The sequence below is a fragment of the Pseudoalteromonas sp. T1lg76 genome (genome assembly GCF_002964725.1).
GTDB lineage: Bacteria > Pseudomonadota > Gammaproteobacteria > Enterobacterales > Alteromonadaceae > Pseudoalteromonas.
In genome coordinates, this window is the sequence record NZ_PQCE01000018.1 from 32,530 (window position 1) to 50,644 (window position 18,115).

Genomic DNA, 18,115 nt, shown 5'->3' on the forward strand with positions numbered 1-18,115 from the left:
CGCTATTATACCTATTTACGCCTAACTAGCCAGCACGATCACTCCTGCTCCAGCATGCTTTTATAGAGGGCATTTTTCTTAAGGCCAAAATAATCGGCGGCAACGCCACAGGCTTTTTTAAGCGGCATATCCGCTTTTAACAGTTCGATAAGGCGAATGGCCTCAGGGTCAATATCTGTTTTGTCCGCCACCTTGCCCGGCAGCATAAGCACTATTTCCCCTTTTTGACGGCCGGATCTTCTTCTAAGAAGGCGATCAGCTCAACCACAGTGCCGCTGAAAAAGGTTTCAAAGCTTTTGGTCAGCTCCTTGGCCAGTACAACCTGCTGTTGCTCACCCAAAGCCTGCTGTAAATCGTCCAAGCTGGCCATAATCCTGTGCGTGCTCTCATACATTATGCTAGTGATACCCGTGCTATGAGCTTGCTCATAGAACTCTTGGCGAGCCTTGCTCTTAGCTGGTAAAAAGCCAACGAACTGGAATTTATCCGTGGGTAATCCAGAGCAGCTTACCGCGGCAATGGCGGCGCAGGCACCTGGAATAGGCGTGACCCGAGCACCTCTGGCGCGACACAGACTCACTAGGGCATAGCCTGGATCGCTAATAAGCGGCGTGCCGGCATCGCTAACCAAGGCGACATTCAGCCCCTCTTCAAGCCACTGCAGAATTTGCTGTGCTTTTTGCTTTTCATTATGGTCGTGCAGAGCCATAGTGCGCTTACTGATCCCCAAATGCGATAACAGCTTAGCGGTATGACGGGTGTCTTCAGCCGCGATTAAGTCGACCTCGGCTAGGGTTTTGATTGCACGCTGGCTGATGTCATCTAAATTACCTATGGGCGTGGCAACTATATATAAGGTGCCGGCGTTTGTGTGGGGATGATGGGTTGAAATATCCGCATTGGACATTGAGCTCTCCTGCATCAGTCAGTAAGATAAGCGAATCACACTATGGCCAATTGGAACACAAAGACTGTGCGACTCAAATCGATTGCTGGTTTAGTGCTATTGTCAGGCTTATCCGCCTGCAGCACAACACAAAAGCCCCAAGAAAATATAAATACCACGACAAATATCATCGCCCCGGCCGAACCCGAGGTTTTGTCGGCTCAGCAGCTCTATAGTCAGGCGCTGGAATTAAAGGGTGACCAGCAGCGATTTAAACTGGTGGCAGCACAGAAGCAAGCCCTTGCCGAGCAAGATTGGCAAACCTTGCAGGATGTCAGCGATACCCTGCTAAAGAAGCATCCACGCTGGCATACACAAGCCTTACTGGTCCGTGCCTATGCACAAATAAAACTAGGCAATCCGAATAACGCCTTACGCGAAAGTGCCTCGGTGCAAGCTCAGCTCAGCACCCCAGAGCATTTTTATTGGCATCAATTGGTGCAGGGAGCAACCTACGCCTATATGCGTTTAAATAATCAGGCCGTGCCTTTTTTACTACGCGCTTCGGAAAGTGCCGACCGTTACGGTATTGATGACGCCGAAGTTAACCCGCTGCTGTGGCAAAGCCTGCAAGGACTTACCACTGAACAACTGCAAGGCTTTAACAACGGCTCCAGTATCCAGCAAGGCTGGATACAGCTGGCGCTTATTAAACAGCTTTATCTTGGCCAACCAGTGGAATTACACAGCGCTTCCAATAATTGGCAGCGTCGTAATCCAGATCACCCAGCCAGATTTGCCCTGGATGAGAAAGTTGCCCAGCTAATGCAGGTCGAACCTTATAAAGTTGCCAACCTTGGCGTTTTTCTTCCTCTCAGTGGTGGTAACCGCACCCTGGGTGAAGCGGTTAAAAACGGCGTGATTGCGGCATTGGACAAGCATAAGTTTAATGATGTGTATTTTATTGATGCCAATCTTAGCAACGAAGAAATTCAAGCGGCCATCAGCGCTAATAGTATCGACTTTGCCATAGGCCCGCTGTTAAAGGACAATATCAATCGCTTTGAACAACAGGCGCTGCTCGAAGGCATTCCCAGCATCTACCTAAACCGTAGCGATTACCTGCGCCAATCATCGCAGCACTTTTATTTTGCCTTGGCGCCGGAGCACGAGCTGGATCAGGCCCTGCAACACTTTATGGCTCAAGGCTTTAAAAAGCCGCTGATTTTGGCCAGCAATGATCGCTCGGGCACGCGTTTAAGTGAATATTTCAGCACTCAATGGCTGCGTTATAACGAGCAGGCTCCCTTGGTGGGCTTGTTCGATGACAATAAGGCCATGGAGCAGGTGATAAGCGATATCCTTGAAGTTGGCCAAAGTGAGGCCCGCATTGAGCTTATTGAAAGCCTGTTTAAGCAAAAGGTGGAAAGCGAAACCCGCTCACGCCGTGATATCGACGTGATCTACCTGCTTGCCGATGCCACGCAAACACGCTTGTTAAAACCTTATTTAGATGTCAATGTCAGCACCTTTGTCGATCGCATTCCCCTGTATGCCAGCTCTAAGAGTCATAGCACGCAAATAGACAGCAGCGACAAGCGCGACCTGAACGGCTTATACTTTACCGAACTGCCCTGGATGCTGCCGACGACAGGCGTAAATAATATGACCAACCGTCAGCTTAAAGAAACTGTGCAAGGGCTGTGGCCAAATCAGGCCGATATAGAGCAACGCCTGTTTGCCATGGGCTATGATGCTATCACTGTTATTCCAGAGCTGCGCCAGTTAAGCATGCTACCGGGTAAAAGCCTGCCAGGATTAACAGGACAATTAAGCGTAAACAACGAGGGCGAGGTGGTACGTCACCTGGCTTGGGCTCATTATCAGTCGCGGCAAATCGCCCCGGTGAATCTTGAGCATATCAGCCCAACGCCACTGTTAAGGCAAGAGTTAAAGCAGGACCCAGAGCAACAGCCGCAAGAGGAATCAAGCGATGTTTTGGCTACCGAAGGAATGGCGCAACACTAGAGCAAAAGGACAACACTACGAGCTGCTGGCCGAGGACTATTTAAAGAAGCAGGGCCTGACGCCGGTCGCTCGTAATTATAATTGTCGCTACGGCGAGTTAGACCTGATCATGAAAGAAGGGCTAACCTGGGTGTTTGTCGAGGTTAAGTTTCGCCGCCAAGCTGGCTTTGGTGGTGCACTCAATGCCTTAACGGAGCAAAAAAGGCAGCGACTAAGGCGCACCATCGCCCATTATGTACAAAAGCATAACTTGGCGCACTGTATACTCCGCGCCGACTATGTGGCCATTGAAGGCCAGTCGGCACCCCAATTTCACTGGATAAAAAACGTACTATAAATGCAGGAACAAATTAAAGAGCTTTTTACCGAAAGCATCCAAGCGCAAATTGCCGCCGGAGAGGTATTACCCGGAGTTTTGGAATCGGCGTCACTTAGCATTGCCCAAGCACTGATCAATGGCAATAAACTGCTTTGCTGTGGCGCTTCCAGCTGCCATATGCTGAGCGATCATTTTGCCGCCTTGCTGGTAAACTTTTTCGAAACAGAACGCCCTTGTTTGCCAGCCATTTCCTTATCACCACAGGCATTAAACCTAAGCTCACAACCCAGTACTAACCGCAGCCGGGATATTTTTGCAAGGCAGATACGAGCGCTGGGTGAGCAAGGCGATCTGCTGCTGGTACTTGCCATTAATGGTAATGAAAAAGCGGTGATCAGCGCCGTGGAAGCCGCCTTAACCAAGGATATGACGGTAATCGCCTTAGTTGGCGATGATGGAGGCGAATTAGCCGGATTACTGAGCGCTAATGACGTGGAAATTCGCATCCCCGCCAAGCGTCCAAGTCGTATTTTAGAATCACACCTTGTCAATTTGCACTGCCTTAGTGAGCTTGTTGACATGACGCTGTTTCCTCAGGGAGAAAACTAAATGAATAATAAGAGTCTTATCGCCGTTCTCGTTGGCACCTTATTGCTACAAGGCTGTGCCGCCGCCGTAGTCGCCGGTACTGCAGGTGCAGTCACCGCTGCTAATGATCGCCGCACCATAGGCAGCCAGATAGACGATAACAATATAGAAATTAAAGCCACTTTAGCCATCAAGGAGCGCATCGGCCAACGAGATGATGCCAATGTCACAGTGGTAAGCTATAACGGCATCGTCTTGCTACTCGGCCAGGTGCCCAGCGAGCAGATGAAGTCACAGGCCCAAAGTGCCGCCGAGGGTGCCGATGGCTTACGTCGCCTTCATAACCAGTTGCGCCTAGGCTCACCGACCAGCATCAGTACACAAAGCCACGACGCCTGGCTCACCTCTAAGGTGAAAACTCAGCTCTTAGCGGCAGACGATGTCAGTGGTAACAATATTAAGGTAGTCACAGAAAATGCTGAGGTCTTCTTAATGGGCCTGGTTAGCAAAACCGAAGCCGAACGTGCGGTGCAAATTGCCCGTAATATCTCCGGTGTTGAGCGCGTGATCAAGGTGTTCGAGTACATCTAATAGCCTCTAAAATATTCGCCATATTAAAGGCCACTGCAAAGTGGCCTTTTTCATGTCTAACGCTTTATAGCAGGCATAAAAAAAGCCACTCTAATAAGTGGCTTTTTACTAAGCTGTGAGGTTTACAGCGTACTCTCTACCATGATCTTCGGTGTTACGAAGATAAGCAGTTCACGCTTCTCGTTACGCTCACTGGTTGAGCGGAATAGTGCGCCTAGGTAAGGAACGTCGCCCAATAGCGGTACCTTACGAGCTGAGTTGATGATCTGCTGCTGGTAAATACCACCTAGCACCACGGTTTGACCGTTTTCAACCAGCACCTGAGTCTCGATACGTTGAGTATCGATAGCTACCGCCGGACCCGTTGCCGTGTCTACGGTGTCGCCTCGGGTATCCTGCGTGATAGCCAGGTCAAGGATTACCTTGTTATCAGGAGTGATATGCGGAGTAACCTCCAAGCTTAGCACTGCCTTTTTAAAGGTAACCGTTGTTGCACCACTTGAAGCCGACTGCACATAAGGGATTTCAGTACCCTGCTCGATACGCGCCTTTTTCTGGTTTGCTGTAGTGATACGCGGGCTGGCGATGATCTCACCCTTGTTCTCTTGCTCCAGAGCAGATAGCTCTAGGTCAATCAATTGGCCATTTGCTAACTTAGCCACGTGCATACCAATGCTACCCGCAGGGTTGATAACTGGTAGGTTAACATTGAGTCGGTCGCCAACGCTTGGCGAGGCATTGTTAGCTATGTCAGTAGCACCAATCAGGTTACCCGATACACCTGTTAGTGTACCAGTGGCATTAGTAGGTGAAGTGCCATTTAACCAGCCGCCATTACTATCACTGAAGCCCCAACGAATACCTAGGTCTTCTTGGATATTATCGCGTACCGTTACCATACGTGATTCGATAACCACCTGCTTAACCGCTACATCCAGGGTCTCAACCATACGACGCACGTTTTCGATGCTCTTAGCCGTATCCTTGATTAATAAGGTGTTGGTACGGGCATCAACCGACACGCTACCACGGTTAGATAGAATACTGTTTACATCGGTTTGTAGTAGGTCTGCAAATTCCTGTGCCTTGGCATAGTTAAGCTGAATATACTCGCTGTATAGCGGCTCCAGATCTTCAACCTGTTGCTTGGCTTTTAACTCTTTCGCTTCACGAGCAGCCAATTCTTCGGTTGGAGCAACCATCAGAATCGAACCTTCCATACGCTTATCCAGGCCTTTTACTCGTAATACGATATCAAGGGCTTGGTCCCAAGGAACACCGTCTAAACGTAGAGTGATATTACCTGAAACCGAATCGCTCACTACCAGGTTGAAACCATTGTAGTCGGCGATGATCTGCAATACCGCACGGATAGAGATATCTTGGAAGTTCAATGACATAGGGCGACCTTGGTAGTCTTTACCATTGCCAAGGAAGCTGCGCTTCGACTCATCTTTTTCCAAGGTAATGGTAAAGATGTTGTCAAGTTGCTGATAGTTGTAATCGAATGCGTCTGTGGTGTCGATTTCGATGCGGCTGTTAGAACCTTCTTTAAAGGTTTCTACCATGCTCACCACGGTACCGAAGTCCATAACATCCAATTGATACAGCAGGTCGTCAATGATATCCGTATTGTGGAATTCAACAACTACCTTGCCCGCTTGTTCTTGTACGTCGATAGCGGCCATGTTTTCTTGTAAGAATACCAATACGCGCGCTTCACCCTTTTCGCCGCGACGGAAATCCAAGGCTTGAATACGGTTGATGTAGTTAGCACCTTCGTTTTCTTCAGCAATGGTTTGCGATGCGTCTTGTACTGGGTTATCGGAAACGTGTAGATAGAACAGGTTTTTATCGATACGCGTCTGATAAATCTTCAGGCGATCTAGGAATACAGTTACCTTAAAGCCGTCATTAACGAACTCGCTGGTTACCTTCTCTACGCCGGCCTTATTGATCAGTACTTCTTCAAGGCTTTGCTCATAATCAGCCTCATCAAAGAAAAGCTCAATACGCGCTGGCTCACTGAATACCTGAATCTGTGGTTCGATATAGATTTCTTCATCGAATACAAACTCGACCTCAGTTTCACCTTCCAGCAATGGGTTATAACGAACGTCGTACAACAAGGGTACGGCGGTCGCAAAACTCGACATAAACAGGGTAGCTACTGCGAGTACCAAAGAATAGATACGATTCATTTTGAATGCGTTATTTTGCATTGTGCTGTTACCTTGATTTTTATGAACTGGAATCATCACCTGCCTCCAACATTTCTAGCTTGGTCAGGCGTTCTTTCCAACATCCTGCTCCATCAGGGATTAACTCTAATAATTCTATGTAGTTATTGCGTACCTGAGTCACTTTGCCGTGATACAAGCCAACGTAATTGCCTTTTGAAATACGGTGCAATGTTGCGTCCGATGCCTTGACCAGAGCCCAAGTTGCAGGCCCTGAACCGAGTGTGCCTTTCATTGACAGGTTATCCAGTGGATAACGCTCCAAAGGCTCTTTCTTACGCTGTGGATCCGGGTGTAAACAGTTTTGCACCTGGATCAACTTATCCTGAATAAGCTCAGGCTTTGGCGCCACAAACGGGCTACGTAAGTCTGATGCGCTGTAGGCAAAATGCTCAAACTGGGCAATTTCAGGAATTGGCTCCACCTTGGGCTGCGTACTGGCTTTTACTCGGTTGATAAACTCTCTTTGCTCGGTCGTGTCATCAAAACACCCACTCACTAACAGTGTTAACGAGGCGACTGCGAGGAGTTTTTTCATTATTCATCCCCCTCATAACGGTAAGTCTTAGCGACCACACTAAACACTAGCTGGTCATCACCTGTAGCTTCGATGTCAAAGTCGTGCAAGCTGATAATACGCGGTAGCTGCGCTACCTTACCTACGAATTCACCAAACTCGTGGTAGCTTCCTTCAACCTCAATCTTGATGGGTAGCTCGGTGTAGAATTCTTTTTTAATCTCCGGCAACCAACCAATTTTAACAAAGGTCAGGCCACTGGTTGTACCTACATAAGAAAGGTCATCCAGTAATCCGGGAGTTTCATTCGAAGTCGGCAGCTTTTTCAATAGCTGAGAGAATTTCTCTTCCATCTCTTGCATCTGCTGCTTGTACAGTTCCAAACGACTGGCCTTGGAATACTTCACTCGGTAGCTGTCGCGCAATTCAACTTCTTTCTTTTGCACGCTTTCATAGCCACTGACTTTATCTTCCACCAGAAGTTTATAGCTAAAGAACAAGACTAAACCGGCGGCTAATAGACAGACCAAGCCCTTTACCAAGGCCGGCCATTCGCCTATGTTGTCGAGCTCCAGCTCACCCCACTCGATATCACTAAAGGCTTTAAAACCTGAACTCATTGTTGCACCTCGCCAATCTCACCGAAGGACTTCACACTGAATTGCATATTGAAATCACTCAACAAACGAGCTTCTTCTTCCCCGGCAACAATGCCTCGCAGGGATGCTCTTTCTAGTAGGTATGAGCCTTCAACTTGACGAATCATGGTTGATAAGCGGTTATTAGACTCACTCTTACCCGATATCTGAATTGCATCACCGCGACGTTCTAAGGTCGTAAAGTAAACGCCAGAAGGAACGATTTTCGCCACTTCATCCATAATGCGGGTACCCAGGTTACGGTTACTCTGTAGCTCTTCAATCAGGCGCATACGCTGTTGCAAGCTTTCTTTTTTCTTATCCAGCTCACGAATTTCGGCGATCCGCTGATCCAGCACTTGAATTTCTCGTACTAGAAAGTTGTTACGCACATTCTGACCATCGATCATGGCGCCGTAGACTTGGCTAAGCGCAAACATGGAAGCAAAGGCAATCACAATCACCGCCACCAAGATGGTGACGAAGTTTTGCTGCGCTTCCTGTCGTGCGGCTTCGCGCCAAGGCAGTAAATTTATATGTGGCATGCTGAGAAGCTCCTCAATGCAAGACCCGTGGCAACGGCGAATTGGGCCTTATGCTTGCTGATCAGCTCCTGATCAACACGCGAACCAATTTCCATATGGGCAAAGGGGTCAACAACAACGGTATGAATACCCAATTCATCGACAAGCAGCCTATCCAGGCCATCGATCATGGTCGTACCGCCAGACAAGACAATGTAATCCACTTGTTCTTTACCACTGGTGGTCAAAAACATTTGCACCGCGCGACGAACCTGCTGCAACAAAGAAGTTTGGAATGGAGCCAATACCTCAAAGGTGTAGTTGGGCGGTAAGTCGCCCGTGCATTTAGCACGTTCGGCTTCATCAAAGTTTTTGTTGTAGTAGGAGACTATGGTGTTGGTGTATTGCTCCCCACCAAATACCTGGTCACGGGTATAGATGGTCTCACCTTTTTGCACCACGCTGACCAAGGTCATCATCGCACCGATATCAACCAAAGCCACCACCTTGTCTTTGGCATCTTCTGGTAATGCCCCGTAGGCCACATCCAGACTCCTGCTCAAAGCATAGGTTTCCACATCAACCACCTTGGGTGTGAAACCACCGGCCTCAACCGCTCCGGAACGCGCTTCCACGCTTTCCGTACGCGCTGCCGATAGCAACACATTGACCTTTGACGGGTCGGCTTCGTTGATGTCGAGCTTTTCGAAATCAATGCTGACCTCATCCAGGGGATAAGGGATTAAGCTATCCGCCTCGATTTCGATCTGCGATTCCAGTTCAGCATCACTTAATGACACGTCCATAAAGATCACCTTGGTAATCACCGTCTGACCAGACACAGCAACAACGGCATGACTGACAGACTTTGGAATGCGTCTTCTGAGTTTTGCGATTACGCGGCCAATCGCCTCAATATCTTGTATGTTACGTTCGGCCATAGCCCCTTTAGGCATAGGTTCGATCGCAACAGCATCGAGACGATAACCCTGATCCTGCTGTGTTAATAACACTGCTTTAACAGAGTGTGAGCCGATGTCGATGCCCACCATGGCGGGCACTGACTTTTTGAGAAGTCGATTTAACATAAGAGCAACGTGAAACCTTTTTTTATAATTATAATAGACTTATAAATTATTGATGAAAAAATTTTATTCACTTTCTAATCAAGATATACTAGCAACCTCTGCGCTCAATTGGGAGTCCAAATAGGGAATTATCCGTGAAAATATTCAAAAAATTTTTACAAATCCTTTGCATATGTGGCCTCCTGGGCTGTATTACTCTGGTTGCTTTATACCTTTACGTGAAGCCTGACATCCCCAGCGTAGCGGTATTAAAAGATGTAAAGTTACAAACACCAATGCAAGTTTTTACGCGGGATGGCAAACTGATCAACCAGTTTGGTGAGAAGCGGCGAATCCCTGTAAAAATCAACGACGTCCCGGAACCACTCCTAAAAGCATTCCTGGCTACCGAAGATAATCGTTTTTATGAACACTACGGTATCGACCCTATAGGTATAGTACGTAGTGCTTTAGTACTAATATCCACCGGCGAAAAGCGCCAGGGAGCCAGTACTATTACAATGCAATTGGCTCGAAACTTCTTTTTAACTCGCGAAAAAGCATATATTCGAAAAGTTAAAGAAATATTTATCGCCATTCACATTGAACAATTATTAAGCAAAGATGAAATTTTCGAGCTTTATCTTAATAAAATAGAATTAGGAAACCGCGCTTTTGGTATTGGTGCGGCAGCCCAAGTTTATTATGGTAAGTCGCTCGATGAATTAACTCTAGCACAAATGGCGATGATTGCAGGTTTACCTAAAGCACCTTCGGCATTAAACCCTATTCGTAATCCAGAACGAGCAAAAGCACGCCGTAATGTGGTGCTCTCACGCATGTTGGATGAAGGTTATATCAGCACTTCTGAATATCAGGAAGCAACAAGTGCTCCGATCACTGCCACCTTCCATGGTGCCGAGATAGAACTCTATGCGCCTTATATTTCCGAAATGGCCCGTGCAGAGCTGGTTGCCATGTACGGCACCGAGCAGGCTTATAATTCCGGCATCAAGGTATATACCTCGGTAGAATCGACCATGCAGGCGGCGGCACAAACCGCGTTAAGGGATAACCTTTATGCCTATGATATGCGACACGGTTATCGCGGCCCAGTTGCTTACCTGTGGCAAAATGACAGTGAAGAAGCTGTTGCCGAACAAGAGTTAGTGCAATACCTAAAAGGGGTGAATACACAGGCCGACCTTCATGCCGGTGTCGTCGTGTCTGTTGAAGAGCAGGCTATAACGGTACTGAACAAAGACGGTGAACGCCTCACCATAGATTGGGAAGGTCTGAAATGGGCACGTACCTATATCACTCAGTCACGCCAGAGCTTTGCCCCCAAGACCGCCGCCGATATCTTGAACCCTGGGGCGCAAATTTGGTATCGCTTCGATAAAAATGACCAGCCTTTACTGGCACAAATTCCCGATGCGTCCAGCGCCTTGGTATCTATCGACCCTAAAGATGGCCGCATCAAAGCCATAGTTGGCGGCTACAGTTTTGAACAAAGCCAGTACAACCGTGCCGTACAGGCTAAGCGTCAGGTCGGTTCAAATATCAAACCCTTTATTTATTCCGCGGCGCTGGAGCATGGCTATTCACTGGCAACCATAATCAATGACGCGCCAATCAACCATTGGGATAAAAGTCAGGGGGTTGCCTGGCGTCCAAAAAACAGCCCGGAAAAATATGTAGGCCCAATTCGCGTACGTCGCGCCCTGGCTCAATCTAAAAACGTGGTTTCGGTACGTCTGATCCGCGGTGTAGGTGTCGACACCACAGCCGATCACCTGCTTAAATTCGGCTTTAAGGACGAAGATATTCCACACAATGAAACCCTGGCCCTGGGTAGCGCCTCGTTAACACCGCTGGAATTAGCACGTGGTATGAGCGCCTTCGCCAATGGCGGTCACTTGGTGGAACCCTACTTTATTAGCTCCATAGTCACCAGCGAAGATGAAGTGCTTTATCAGGCCCAGCCTTTGCTTGCCTGTAGCAATGAACAAAGACGCAAAAATGAAGTGTTGGCCGAGTTTGCTGAGCTTGAAAAATTGATCGCTGAGGAAACCAACACAGATACACAATTAGCAATCGACCCGCAAATCGATGAACTAGAGCAACAGCAAGAGCAAACCATGCCTAGCTGTGCGCCACGGGTGATCTCAGAGCAGAATGCCTTTTTGATTGCCGATGCCATGAATAGCGCCATTTGGGGTGGCGGCAGTTGGCAGCATGGCACCGGCTGGAACGGCACGGGTTGGCGTGCCACCGATTTAAAACGTCGTGATTTATCAGGTAAAACCGGTACCACCAACAACTCGGTAGATACCTGGTTTAGCGGCTTCAATGCCAATGTTATGACCACAATTTGGGTTGGCTTCGATAACCCGGGTAACCCATTAGGGCGAACCAGCTACAACAATAATCTCGACCGCGGTCAGATTTTTGGTGCCGAGTCCGGCGCCAAGACTTCACAACCGGGCTGGATCGACTTTATGCGTGTGGCCCTGGAAGATCAGCCCTATGCGGCGATTGAGCCACCTGAAGGCTTAGAGTCGGTACGTATCGACTTGAAGACCGGACTGCTGAGCCATAACAATGATCATACCAGCCGCTTCGAGTACTTTATTAAAGGCACGGCACCGACCCGTTACGCGGAAAAGGCTCCGCCCGTGCTATTTGAAACTCAAACATCAGGCGATAAACCCCTGCCCTCTGAAGATGAATTGTTCTAACCCAAAAATAAAAAAGCCAGCAAATGCTGGCTTTTTTATTTCTCAACCTGAGTTGGCGTTAGCTTAACTTACTAGCAAGCCAATATAGATCTGAGTGTACTCCCGCGGCGGTCACTTCCTTGCCCGCTCCCGGCCCTTGAATAACCAAGGCATTATCCTGGTACCAGTTGCTGTTAACGACAAAGATATTGTCACCTGGCTGCAAACCCGCCAAAGGATCGCTTGTCGGCACTGCCACCAGTCCTACCTTGGCCTCGACTTTCCCCTGTTCAATACGCAAATCGGCGTTGTAGCGCAGAACCTTCTGCTCCGCTGCCGCTTGCTGCTCCCGCGTCGCCACAAATTCATCGAGCACATCTAAGTTAGTCTGGCACTCCTGCCAACTGCCAGCGGCCAGCTGAGTTGGCATTAAGGCGCTAAGCTCAATATCATCCAGTTCCAGCTCTAAGCCCAGCTCACGGGCGAGTATCAATAGCTTACGCTGTACATCGCGGCCTGATAAGTCTTCACGGGGATCCGGCTCGGTAAAGCCAAGCTCCTGCGCCTTAAGCAAGAGCTGAGAAAAAGACTCGCTGCCATCATATTGGCTGCACAGCCAAGACAAGGTGCCGGAAAAAACGCCCTGTACTCGGGTCACCCGGTCGCCACTATTTTGCAGATCAGCCAGGGCAAAGTTAATAGGTAATCCCGCGCCAACGCTAGTGTTATAACGCCACTGCAAATTACGCTGAGCCAGATCCTGCTTCAAACTCTGATACCAGGAAAAGGGAGCGGTACCGGCATATTTATTGGCGCTGATCAAATGGCAATCGGCCTTGGCAAATTGCGGATAAAGCTGACTAAAGGCCTCACTGGCGGTGATATCGATCACCACCTTATGTTCATAGTCTAGCTGCGCCAGACGCGATAACAGTTCATCCTTGGTATAGGACTGAGCACCTTGCTCCCAGGCTGTTTGCCATTGCTCGGTATCTAGACCGCAAGGGTCAAAAAGCAGGGTTTCACTGCGCACTAAGGCCACCACCCTGACATCGATATGCTGACGTAAACGCGCCAATTGCTGGGCAAATTGCGCCACGAATACCTCACCAACATTACCCAAACCGGCCACCACCACGGCCAACTGCCGCTGAGCGCCAAGCAAACGCTGATGTAAATAGCTCAAGCTATCGGCACCGATTTCTTCATCGGTTAACTGTAAGCAGTAACCTTCACCCACATGCGTAAAACGGCCATTTAGATTAAGCTCTCTCAAACCCTGCTCTACCTGCTGCTGGCATTTTTCCAGCTCTCGCTGCGGTGCAACCAGGGCGAAGCCGTTAACATTGGACTCCAGCAATTGGGCACGCTCACCAAAGTGATGCAATAACTCGGCACTGTGCTGCTGCGGTACCACCAGATGCCACACACCTTTCACATCACAGTCGATAAGGCTGATCTGTAGTTGACGCCGTAGCAGCTCCAGCTCACCCTGCTCTAAGTGAACAAGCTTAATAACGTCTTGCTGCGCCAAGGTGGTAATAAAGTACTTATGCTTACACCCCCCCTCGCGCACCACTTCGGTACCTAGGGCATCGCTATCATAAGAGCTGCGCACCGCCAGTTTGATATTGGTGCCATGCAGGGGAGACAAGGTCTTGGCATGTAAAACCGGGTTACCCAGAGCCGCCAATAATTGCGCTTGGGCGCGGCAGATTTTATGGTACTTCTGCGCGCTTGCAACCTTTCTCGGGTCGGTGCTAAACACCCCTTGAGTATCCGTCCAGATACAGACCTCATCGACATCCATATAACGGGCAAATAAAGTGGCACTGTAATCACTGCCATTGCGTCCCAAGGTCACCGTCTGACCTTGTTGATCGGCGGCAATAAAGCCGGTGATCACATTAATCTTATCCGCACCAATAAGGCGCTGACATTGTTGCTCATTCACACGATGCAACAACTGCCCTTGTTGAGCACAGAGTAGTTGCCGTGCATCTAACGCCTGTGCCTCTACGCCGAGTTGCTGCAAATAGCTGGATAACAAACGCGCCGACCAGAGTTCACCATGAGCCAGCAGCGCTGCCTCTTGCAAGTTTCCTTGCTCAAATCCTAGCCATACATGCGTTAATTCTTGTTCCAGCTGAGTTAACACCTGAGCTTTGCGTTCGCCACTTAGCAGCTCCTGGATCAGCTCCTGCTGGTGATTGCGCAACAGGCTTATCACATCCATACCGCTATGCTGATCTTGCTGCTCGAATGTCTGCCAGAGCTTAACCAGGGTGTCCGTGGTTTTACCGGCGGCAGACACCACCACTATGTCACCGACCTGACTATGAGCGAGAACAATATTAGCAACCGCATGATAACGCGCCGCACTGCTTAGGCTAGAGCCACCAAATTTATGTACTACCTTGGCCATTTTATCTGCTCCAGCCTAGCTCTGATGAAGTTGTGCAAAAGCACGTTCAAGGTCGGCGATCAAATCTTGCTGATCTTCAATGCCCACAGAAATACGAATAAGGGTGTCACCCACGCCCGCCGCTAAGCGTGCTTCCTTGTCCATGCCCGCATGAGTCATGGTCGCCGGATGACAAATTAGGCTTTCAACACCACCCAAGGACTCGGCCAGGGTAAATTGCTGCACTGAGGTAAGGAACTTGGCGCTGTCTTTTAGTTCGCCTTTGATATCAAAGCTCACCATGCCGCCAAAACCACTTTGCTGCGCTTTAGCTAATTGGTGCTGTGGGTGACTTGCCAAACCAGGATAGTAAACCTTTTCTACCTCAGGGTGTTGCTGCAGGTATTCGGCGATAGCCTGGGCGTTTTCCTCATGCTGACGCAAACGCACTTTCAGAGTACGTAACCCGCGCAGAATCAGGTAACTGTCAAAAGGCGCACCGGTAATACCAATATTATTGGCCCACCAGGCCAGCTCTTCGCCAAGCTCAGGAGTTTTACAAACCACAGCGCCACCAACCACATCCGAGTGACCGTTGATATACTTGGTTGTTGAATGCACCACGATATCGCAGCCCAGCGCCAATGGGTTTTGCAGCGCAGGTGACAAGAAGGTGTTATCCGCTGCCACCAAAGCACCCACTTGAGCTGCGGCCGCGCATACGGCCTTAATATCGGTCAGGCGCAATATTGGGTTACTGGGGGTTTCAATCCATACCAATTTAGGTTTGGCATCGATAAGCTGCTGATAACACTCGGCAGTGGTGAAGTCCACCACCTTCACTTTTAATAAACCGCGCTTGGCCAAGGAGGTGAATAATCGGTAGCTGCCGCCATAACAATCATGGGGGATCACAAGGGTATCTTCGGGCGTCAGCAACTGTGTTACCAGATGCACCGCCGCCATGCCGGTAGCGGTAATGATGCCACGGGCGCCGCCTTCAAGCTCGGCCAAAGCCTCTGCGAGAATATCGCGATTGGGATTACCGCTGCGGCCATAGTCGTACTGACGTTTGGTATCAAAATCGGCAAAAGAATAGGTAGTGGATAAATAAATTGGGGGCACAACTGCACCATGATGTTGGTCGGCTTCAATGCCGTGGCGCACCGCTATGGTTTGTTTACTTAACTTAGGCATAGTGCCTCCAATCAGAAATGGATGTTTAGACGTCCAAAAGGTTAAAATATCCAAATATAGAAGTCAAAACATTTATACGTCTAAATAGCTATATGAGGAATATTTGACTATCCTTTCCAACACGATAGAATTTCGCCCTTATTGATGCCTAAGTGACCAAAGAACAAGACGCAAATTATGGCCAAGTGGAATGGTGAGTATATTCACCCTTATGCGGAACACGGTAAGAAAGCCCAACAGGTAAAAAAAATTACCGTTTCAATCCCGCTCAACGTTTTAAAAGTATTAACAGATGAACGCACTCGACGCCAGGTGAACAACCTGCGTCATGCCACCAACAGTGAATTGCTCTGCGAAGCATTTTTACATGCTTTTACCGGACAACCGCTGCCTGGCGATGAAGACTTACGTAAGGATAATCCGGAGAAGGTGCCGCAAGAAGTGCGTAAGATCATGGCTGAAATGGGCTTAGAGATCCCAGAGATCGGTGATGATTGATTTTCCAAACACATAAAAAAAGCCCCAAGCAAAACTTGGGGCTTTTTTTTGGCGACAAGGAAATTACTTATCGCTCATATAATTCTCTGGCAGCTCGATTTGCGCTACACCAGTTGCCACTGCGGCTTCGGCTACCGCCTTAGCAACGCGAGGCAATAAACGCGGATCCATTGGCTTAGGAATAATGTACTGCGGGCCAAACTCCAGCTCGGTCACACCCGATGCGGTCAATACCTCTTGTGGTACCGGCTCTTTAGCTATGCTACGAATAGCTTCAACAGCGGCAATCTTCATTTCATCGTTAATAGCCGTGGCGCGCACATCCAGGGCGCCGCGGAAGATAAACGGGAAGCACAGAACGTTATTTACCTGGTTTGGATAATCAGAGCGACCGGTTGCCATGATCAAATCTTGACGGGCAGCGTGCGCCACTTCTGGCTTAATTTCAGGATCTGGGTTTGAACAGGCAAATACAACTGGCTTGTCGGCCATCAGCTTTAACTCGTCCGCAGAAAGTAGATCTGGACCAGATACACCCACGAATACATCGGCATCGGCGATCACGTCTTGCAGAGTGCGTTTATCCGTGTTGTTTGCGAACATTTGCTTATATTCGTTCAGGTCGTCACGACGAGTGTGGATCACACCTTTACGGTCAAGCATATAGATGTGCTCGCGCTGGGCACCACATTTAATCAACAGCTCCATACAGGCCACAGCCGCTGCACCAGCACCTAAACAAACGATCAAGGCATCGTTGATATCTTTACCCTGAATCTCAAGAGCATTAAGCATGCCCGCCGCAGTTACAATGGCGGTACCATGCTGGTCATCGTGGAATACAGGTATATTACAACGCTCGATCAGCGCTTTTTCAATTTCAAAACACTCAGGTGCCTTGATATCTTCAAGGTTAATACCGCCAAAGGTATCGGCAATATTTTCAACCGTGTTGATAAAATCTTCCGTGGTGCGGTGTTTAACTTCGATATCGATTGAATCAAGGCCGGCAAAGCGCTTGAACAATAAGGCTTTACCTTCCATTACAGGTTTTGATGCCAACGGACCTAAATTACCCAAGCCTAAAATTGCCGTGCCGTTAGAAATAACCGCAACCATATTGCCTTTCGCAGTGTATTTATAGGCATTGTTGGCATCGGCGGCAATTTCGCGCACCGGCTCAGCCACACCTGGGCTGTAGGCCAAAGCTAGGTCATTGACCGTTTCCGCACTTTTAGTCAGCTCAACGCTGATTTTGCCTGGAACGGGATAAGCGTGATAATCAAGAGCTTGTTGACGAAAGTCTGACATGAAAAAGTATCCTGCTAGAAATATTGGTGAGAGATCAGGTATCAGGCAACAATACTGCTTTTCCGGCTATATTCCAAGTAATATCAGGTCTATCCTGTTACGCGAAATTAAGCGGTTTTAGCATCATTATCCCGGTTAATTATTTTAATTTCCCCTAGCATGAGCGATATTCCCATGCCTTTTTTGGGTCAAAAAAAGCAATAAAAACTGCGTTAATCATAACTAAAGATATAAAAAATGCAATTTATATAACGATAGCGAATAAAAACACAAAAAATGCAATGATTTAACTGGATTTACCCACAAATCTGCATGTTCATGCTTTTTAGCTGCATTATCGCCGCTTTTCATTAATACCTTTACAAAGAGTAAATGCAAAATGGCTTATATCAATACTGGGAATGGACCAGAGTAATTGTGTTAATCAAGCGATCAGAGAGCAAACAGGATAGGATACCAATTCACTTACTTCTAGCGGGCTAAATATCATGCTCACGGCGTTGGAATTTTTCTATGTAGAAGACAGAATTGGTATTGGATAGCTGCCGTAAAAAGTAAGAGGCACAAAAAAAGCACCCTAGGGTGCT

The 18,115-nt window shown here is 48.4% G+C and carries 14 protein-coding genes and 1 pseudogene; 6 read left to right on the top strand and 9 right to left on the bottom strand.

Going from position 1 to position 18,115, the window contains the following annotated elements:
• Positions 1–38: 38 nt before the first annotated feature.
• Positions 39–907, bottom strand: a pseudogene (gene rsmI, locus C2M35_RS07485) (16S rRNA (cytidine(1402)-2'-O)-methyltransferase).
• Positions 908–973: 66 nt separating this feature from the next.
• Here rsmI and C2M35_RS07490 point away from each other — a divergent pair.
• Genes C2M35_RS07490 through dolP form a run of 4 tightly spaced genes read left to right on the top strand, consistent with a single transcriptional unit; the run spans position 974 to position 4,412 of the window.
• Complete coding sequence (locus C2M35_RS07490) at positions 974–2,914, top strand: penicillin-binding protein activator (RefSeq protein ID WP_158677935.1); 1,941 nt, start codon at positions 974–976, stop codon at positions 2,912–2,914.
• Positions 2,880–3,251 carry a YraN family protein gene (locus C2M35_RS07495; protein WP_105213452.1) on the top strand — a complete coding sequence of 124 codons (372 nt, stop codon included), beginning with the start codon at positions 2,880–2,882 and terminating at the stop codon, positions 3,249–3,251. The genes C2M35_RS07490 and C2M35_RS07495 overlap by 35 nt, the downstream gene beginning before the upstream one ends.
• Complete coding sequence (locus tag C2M35_RS07500; protein WP_105213453.1) at positions 3,252–3,842, top strand: SIS domain-containing protein; 591 nt, start codon at positions 3,252–3,254, stop codon at positions 3,840–3,842.
• Positions 3,843–4,412 (top strand): division/outer membrane stress-associated lipid-binding lipoprotein, encoded by a 570-nt coding sequence (dolP, locus tag C2M35_RS07505; protein WP_105213454.1) that lies wholly within the window; start codon positions 3,843–3,845, stop codon positions 4,410–4,412.
• A gap of 122 nt (positions 4,413–4,534) precedes the next feature.
• On the opposite strand, the gene C2M35_RS07510 is transcribed toward dolP, so the two are convergent.
• Genes C2M35_RS07510 through C2M35_RS07530 form a run of 5 tightly spaced genes read right to left on the bottom strand, consistent with a single transcriptional unit; the run spans position 4,535 to position 9,419 of the window.
• The gene (locus C2M35_RS07510) at positions 4,535–6,670 is read right to left on the bottom strand and encodes a type IV pilus secretin PilQ (protein WP_105264986.1); all 2,136 of its coding nucleotides are present in this window, start codon (positions 6,668–6,670) and stop codon (positions 4,535–4,537) included.
• Positions 6,654–7,190, bottom strand: coding sequence for a pilus assembly protein PilP (locus C2M35_RS07515; protein WP_105199348.1), 537 nt, complete (start codon positions 7,188–7,190; stop codon positions 6,654–6,656). Before C2M35_RS07515 ends, C2M35_RS07510 begins: the two co-directional genes overlap by 17 nt.
• Positions 7,190–7,789, bottom strand: coding sequence for a type 4a pilus biogenesis protein PilO (locus C2M35_RS07520; protein ID WP_105264987.1), 600 nt, complete (start codon positions 7,787–7,789; stop codon positions 7,190–7,192). The genes C2M35_RS07515 and C2M35_RS07520 overlap by 1 nt, the downstream gene beginning before the upstream one ends.
• Positions 7,786–8,352 (bottom strand): PilN domain-containing protein, encoded by a 567-nt coding sequence (locus C2M35_RS07525; protein WP_105264988.1) that lies wholly within the window; start codon positions 8,350–8,352, stop codon positions 7,786–7,788. The genes C2M35_RS07520 and C2M35_RS07525 overlap by 4 nt, the downstream gene beginning before the upstream one ends.
• Positions 8,340–9,419: a pilus assembly protein PilM gene (locus C2M35_RS07530; protein WP_105213457.1), complete on the bottom strand. Its 1,080-nt coding sequence runs from the start codon at positions 9,417–9,419 to the stop codon at positions 8,340–8,342. The genes C2M35_RS07525 and C2M35_RS07530 overlap by 13 nt, the downstream gene beginning before the upstream one ends.
• A 134-nt stretch (positions 9,420–9,553) precedes the next feature.
• Between C2M35_RS07530 and C2M35_RS07535 the strand changes: the two genes are divergently transcribed.
• Positions 9,554–12,139: a penicillin-binding protein 1A gene (locus tag C2M35_RS07535; protein WP_105264989.1), complete on the top strand. Its 2,586-nt coding sequence runs from the start codon at positions 9,554–9,556 to the stop codon at positions 12,137–12,139.
• Positions 12,140–12,197: 58 nt separating this feature from the next.
• Here C2M35_RS07535 and metL read toward each other — a convergent pair whose 3' ends face one another.
• Positions 12,198–14,543 (bottom strand): bifunctional aspartate kinase/homoserine dehydrogenase II, encoded by a 2,346-nt coding sequence (gene metL / locus C2M35_RS07540; protein ID WP_105264990.1) that lies wholly within the window; start codon positions 14,541–14,543, stop codon positions 12,198–12,200.
• Positions 14,544–14,558: 15 nt separating this feature from the next.
• The gene (gene metB, locus C2M35_RS07545) at positions 14,559–15,719 is read right to left on the bottom strand and encodes a cystathionine gamma-synthase (RefSeq protein ID WP_105264991.1); all 1,161 of its coding nucleotides are present in this window, start codon (positions 15,717–15,719) and stop codon (positions 14,559–14,561) included.
• 177 nt (positions 15,720–15,896) lie between these two features.
• Here metB and metJ point away from each other — a divergent pair, with 177 nt between their 5' ends.
• The gene (metJ, locus tag C2M35_RS07550) at positions 15,897–16,217 is read left to right on the top strand and encodes a met regulon transcriptional regulator MetJ (protein WP_105199341.1); all 321 of its coding nucleotides are present in this window, start codon (positions 15,897–15,899) and stop codon (positions 16,215–16,217) included.
• A 63-nt stretch (positions 16,218–16,280) separates the two neighbouring features.
• Here the strand turns inward: metJ and C2M35_RS07555 are convergent, their stop codons facing one another.
• Positions 16,281–17,528, bottom strand: a complete 1,248-nt coding sequence (locus C2M35_RS07555; protein ID WP_105264992.1) for a malic enzyme-like NAD(P)-binding protein — start codon at positions 17,526–17,528, stop codon at positions 16,281–16,283.
• Between the last annotated feature and the right edge of the window lie 587 nt (positions 17,529–18,115).

Excerpts from the sequence above, each read along its gene's own strand:
- C2M35_RS07510 (WP_105264986.1), bottom strand. The coding sequence starts at position 6,670 with ATGATTCCAGTTCATAAAAATCAAGGTAACAGCACAATGCAAAATAAC.
- C2M35_RS07500 (WP_105213453.1), top strand. The coding sequence starts at position 3,252 with ATGCAGGAACAAATTAAAGAGCTTTTTACCGAAAGCATCCAAGCGCAA.
- C2M35_RS07495 (WP_105213452.1), top strand. The coding sequence starts at position 2,880 with ATGTTTTGGCTACCGAAGGAATGGCGCAACACTAGAGCAAAAGGACAA.
- metL (WP_105264990.1), bottom strand. The coding sequence starts at position 14,543 with ATGGCCAAGGTAGTACATAAATTTGGTGGCTCTAGCCTAAGCAGTGCG.
- dolP (WP_105213454.1), top strand. The coding sequence starts at position 3,843 with ATGAATAATAAGAGTCTTATCGCCGTTCTCGTTGGCACCTTATTGCTA.
- metJ (WP_105199341.1), top strand. The coding sequence starts at position 15,897 with ATGGCCAAGTGGAATGGTGAGTATATTCACCCTTATGCGGAACACGGT.
- C2M35_RS07520 (WP_105264987.1), bottom strand. The coding sequence starts at position 7,789 with ATGAGTTCAGGTTTTAAAGCCTTTAGTGATATCGAGTGGGGTGAGCTG.
- C2M35_RS07530 (WP_105213457.1), bottom strand. The coding sequence starts at position 9,419 with ATGTTAAATCGACTTCTCAAAAAGTCAGTGCCCGCCATGGTGGGCATC.
- C2M35_RS07515 (WP_105199348.1), bottom strand. The coding sequence starts at position 7,190 with ATGAAAAAACTCCTCGCAGTCGCCTCGTTAACACTGTTAGTGAGTGGG.
- C2M35_RS07555 (WP_105264992.1), bottom strand. The coding sequence starts at position 17,528 with ATGTCAGACTTTCGTCAACAAGCTCTTGATTATCACGCTTATCCCGTT.
- metB (WP_105264991.1), bottom strand. The coding sequence starts at position 15,719 with ATGCCTAAGTTAAGTAAACAAACCATAGCGGTGCGCCACGGCATTGAA.
- C2M35_RS07525 (WP_105264988.1), bottom strand. The coding sequence starts at position 8,352 with ATGCCACATATAAATTTACTGCCTTGGCGCGAAGCCGCACGACAGGAA.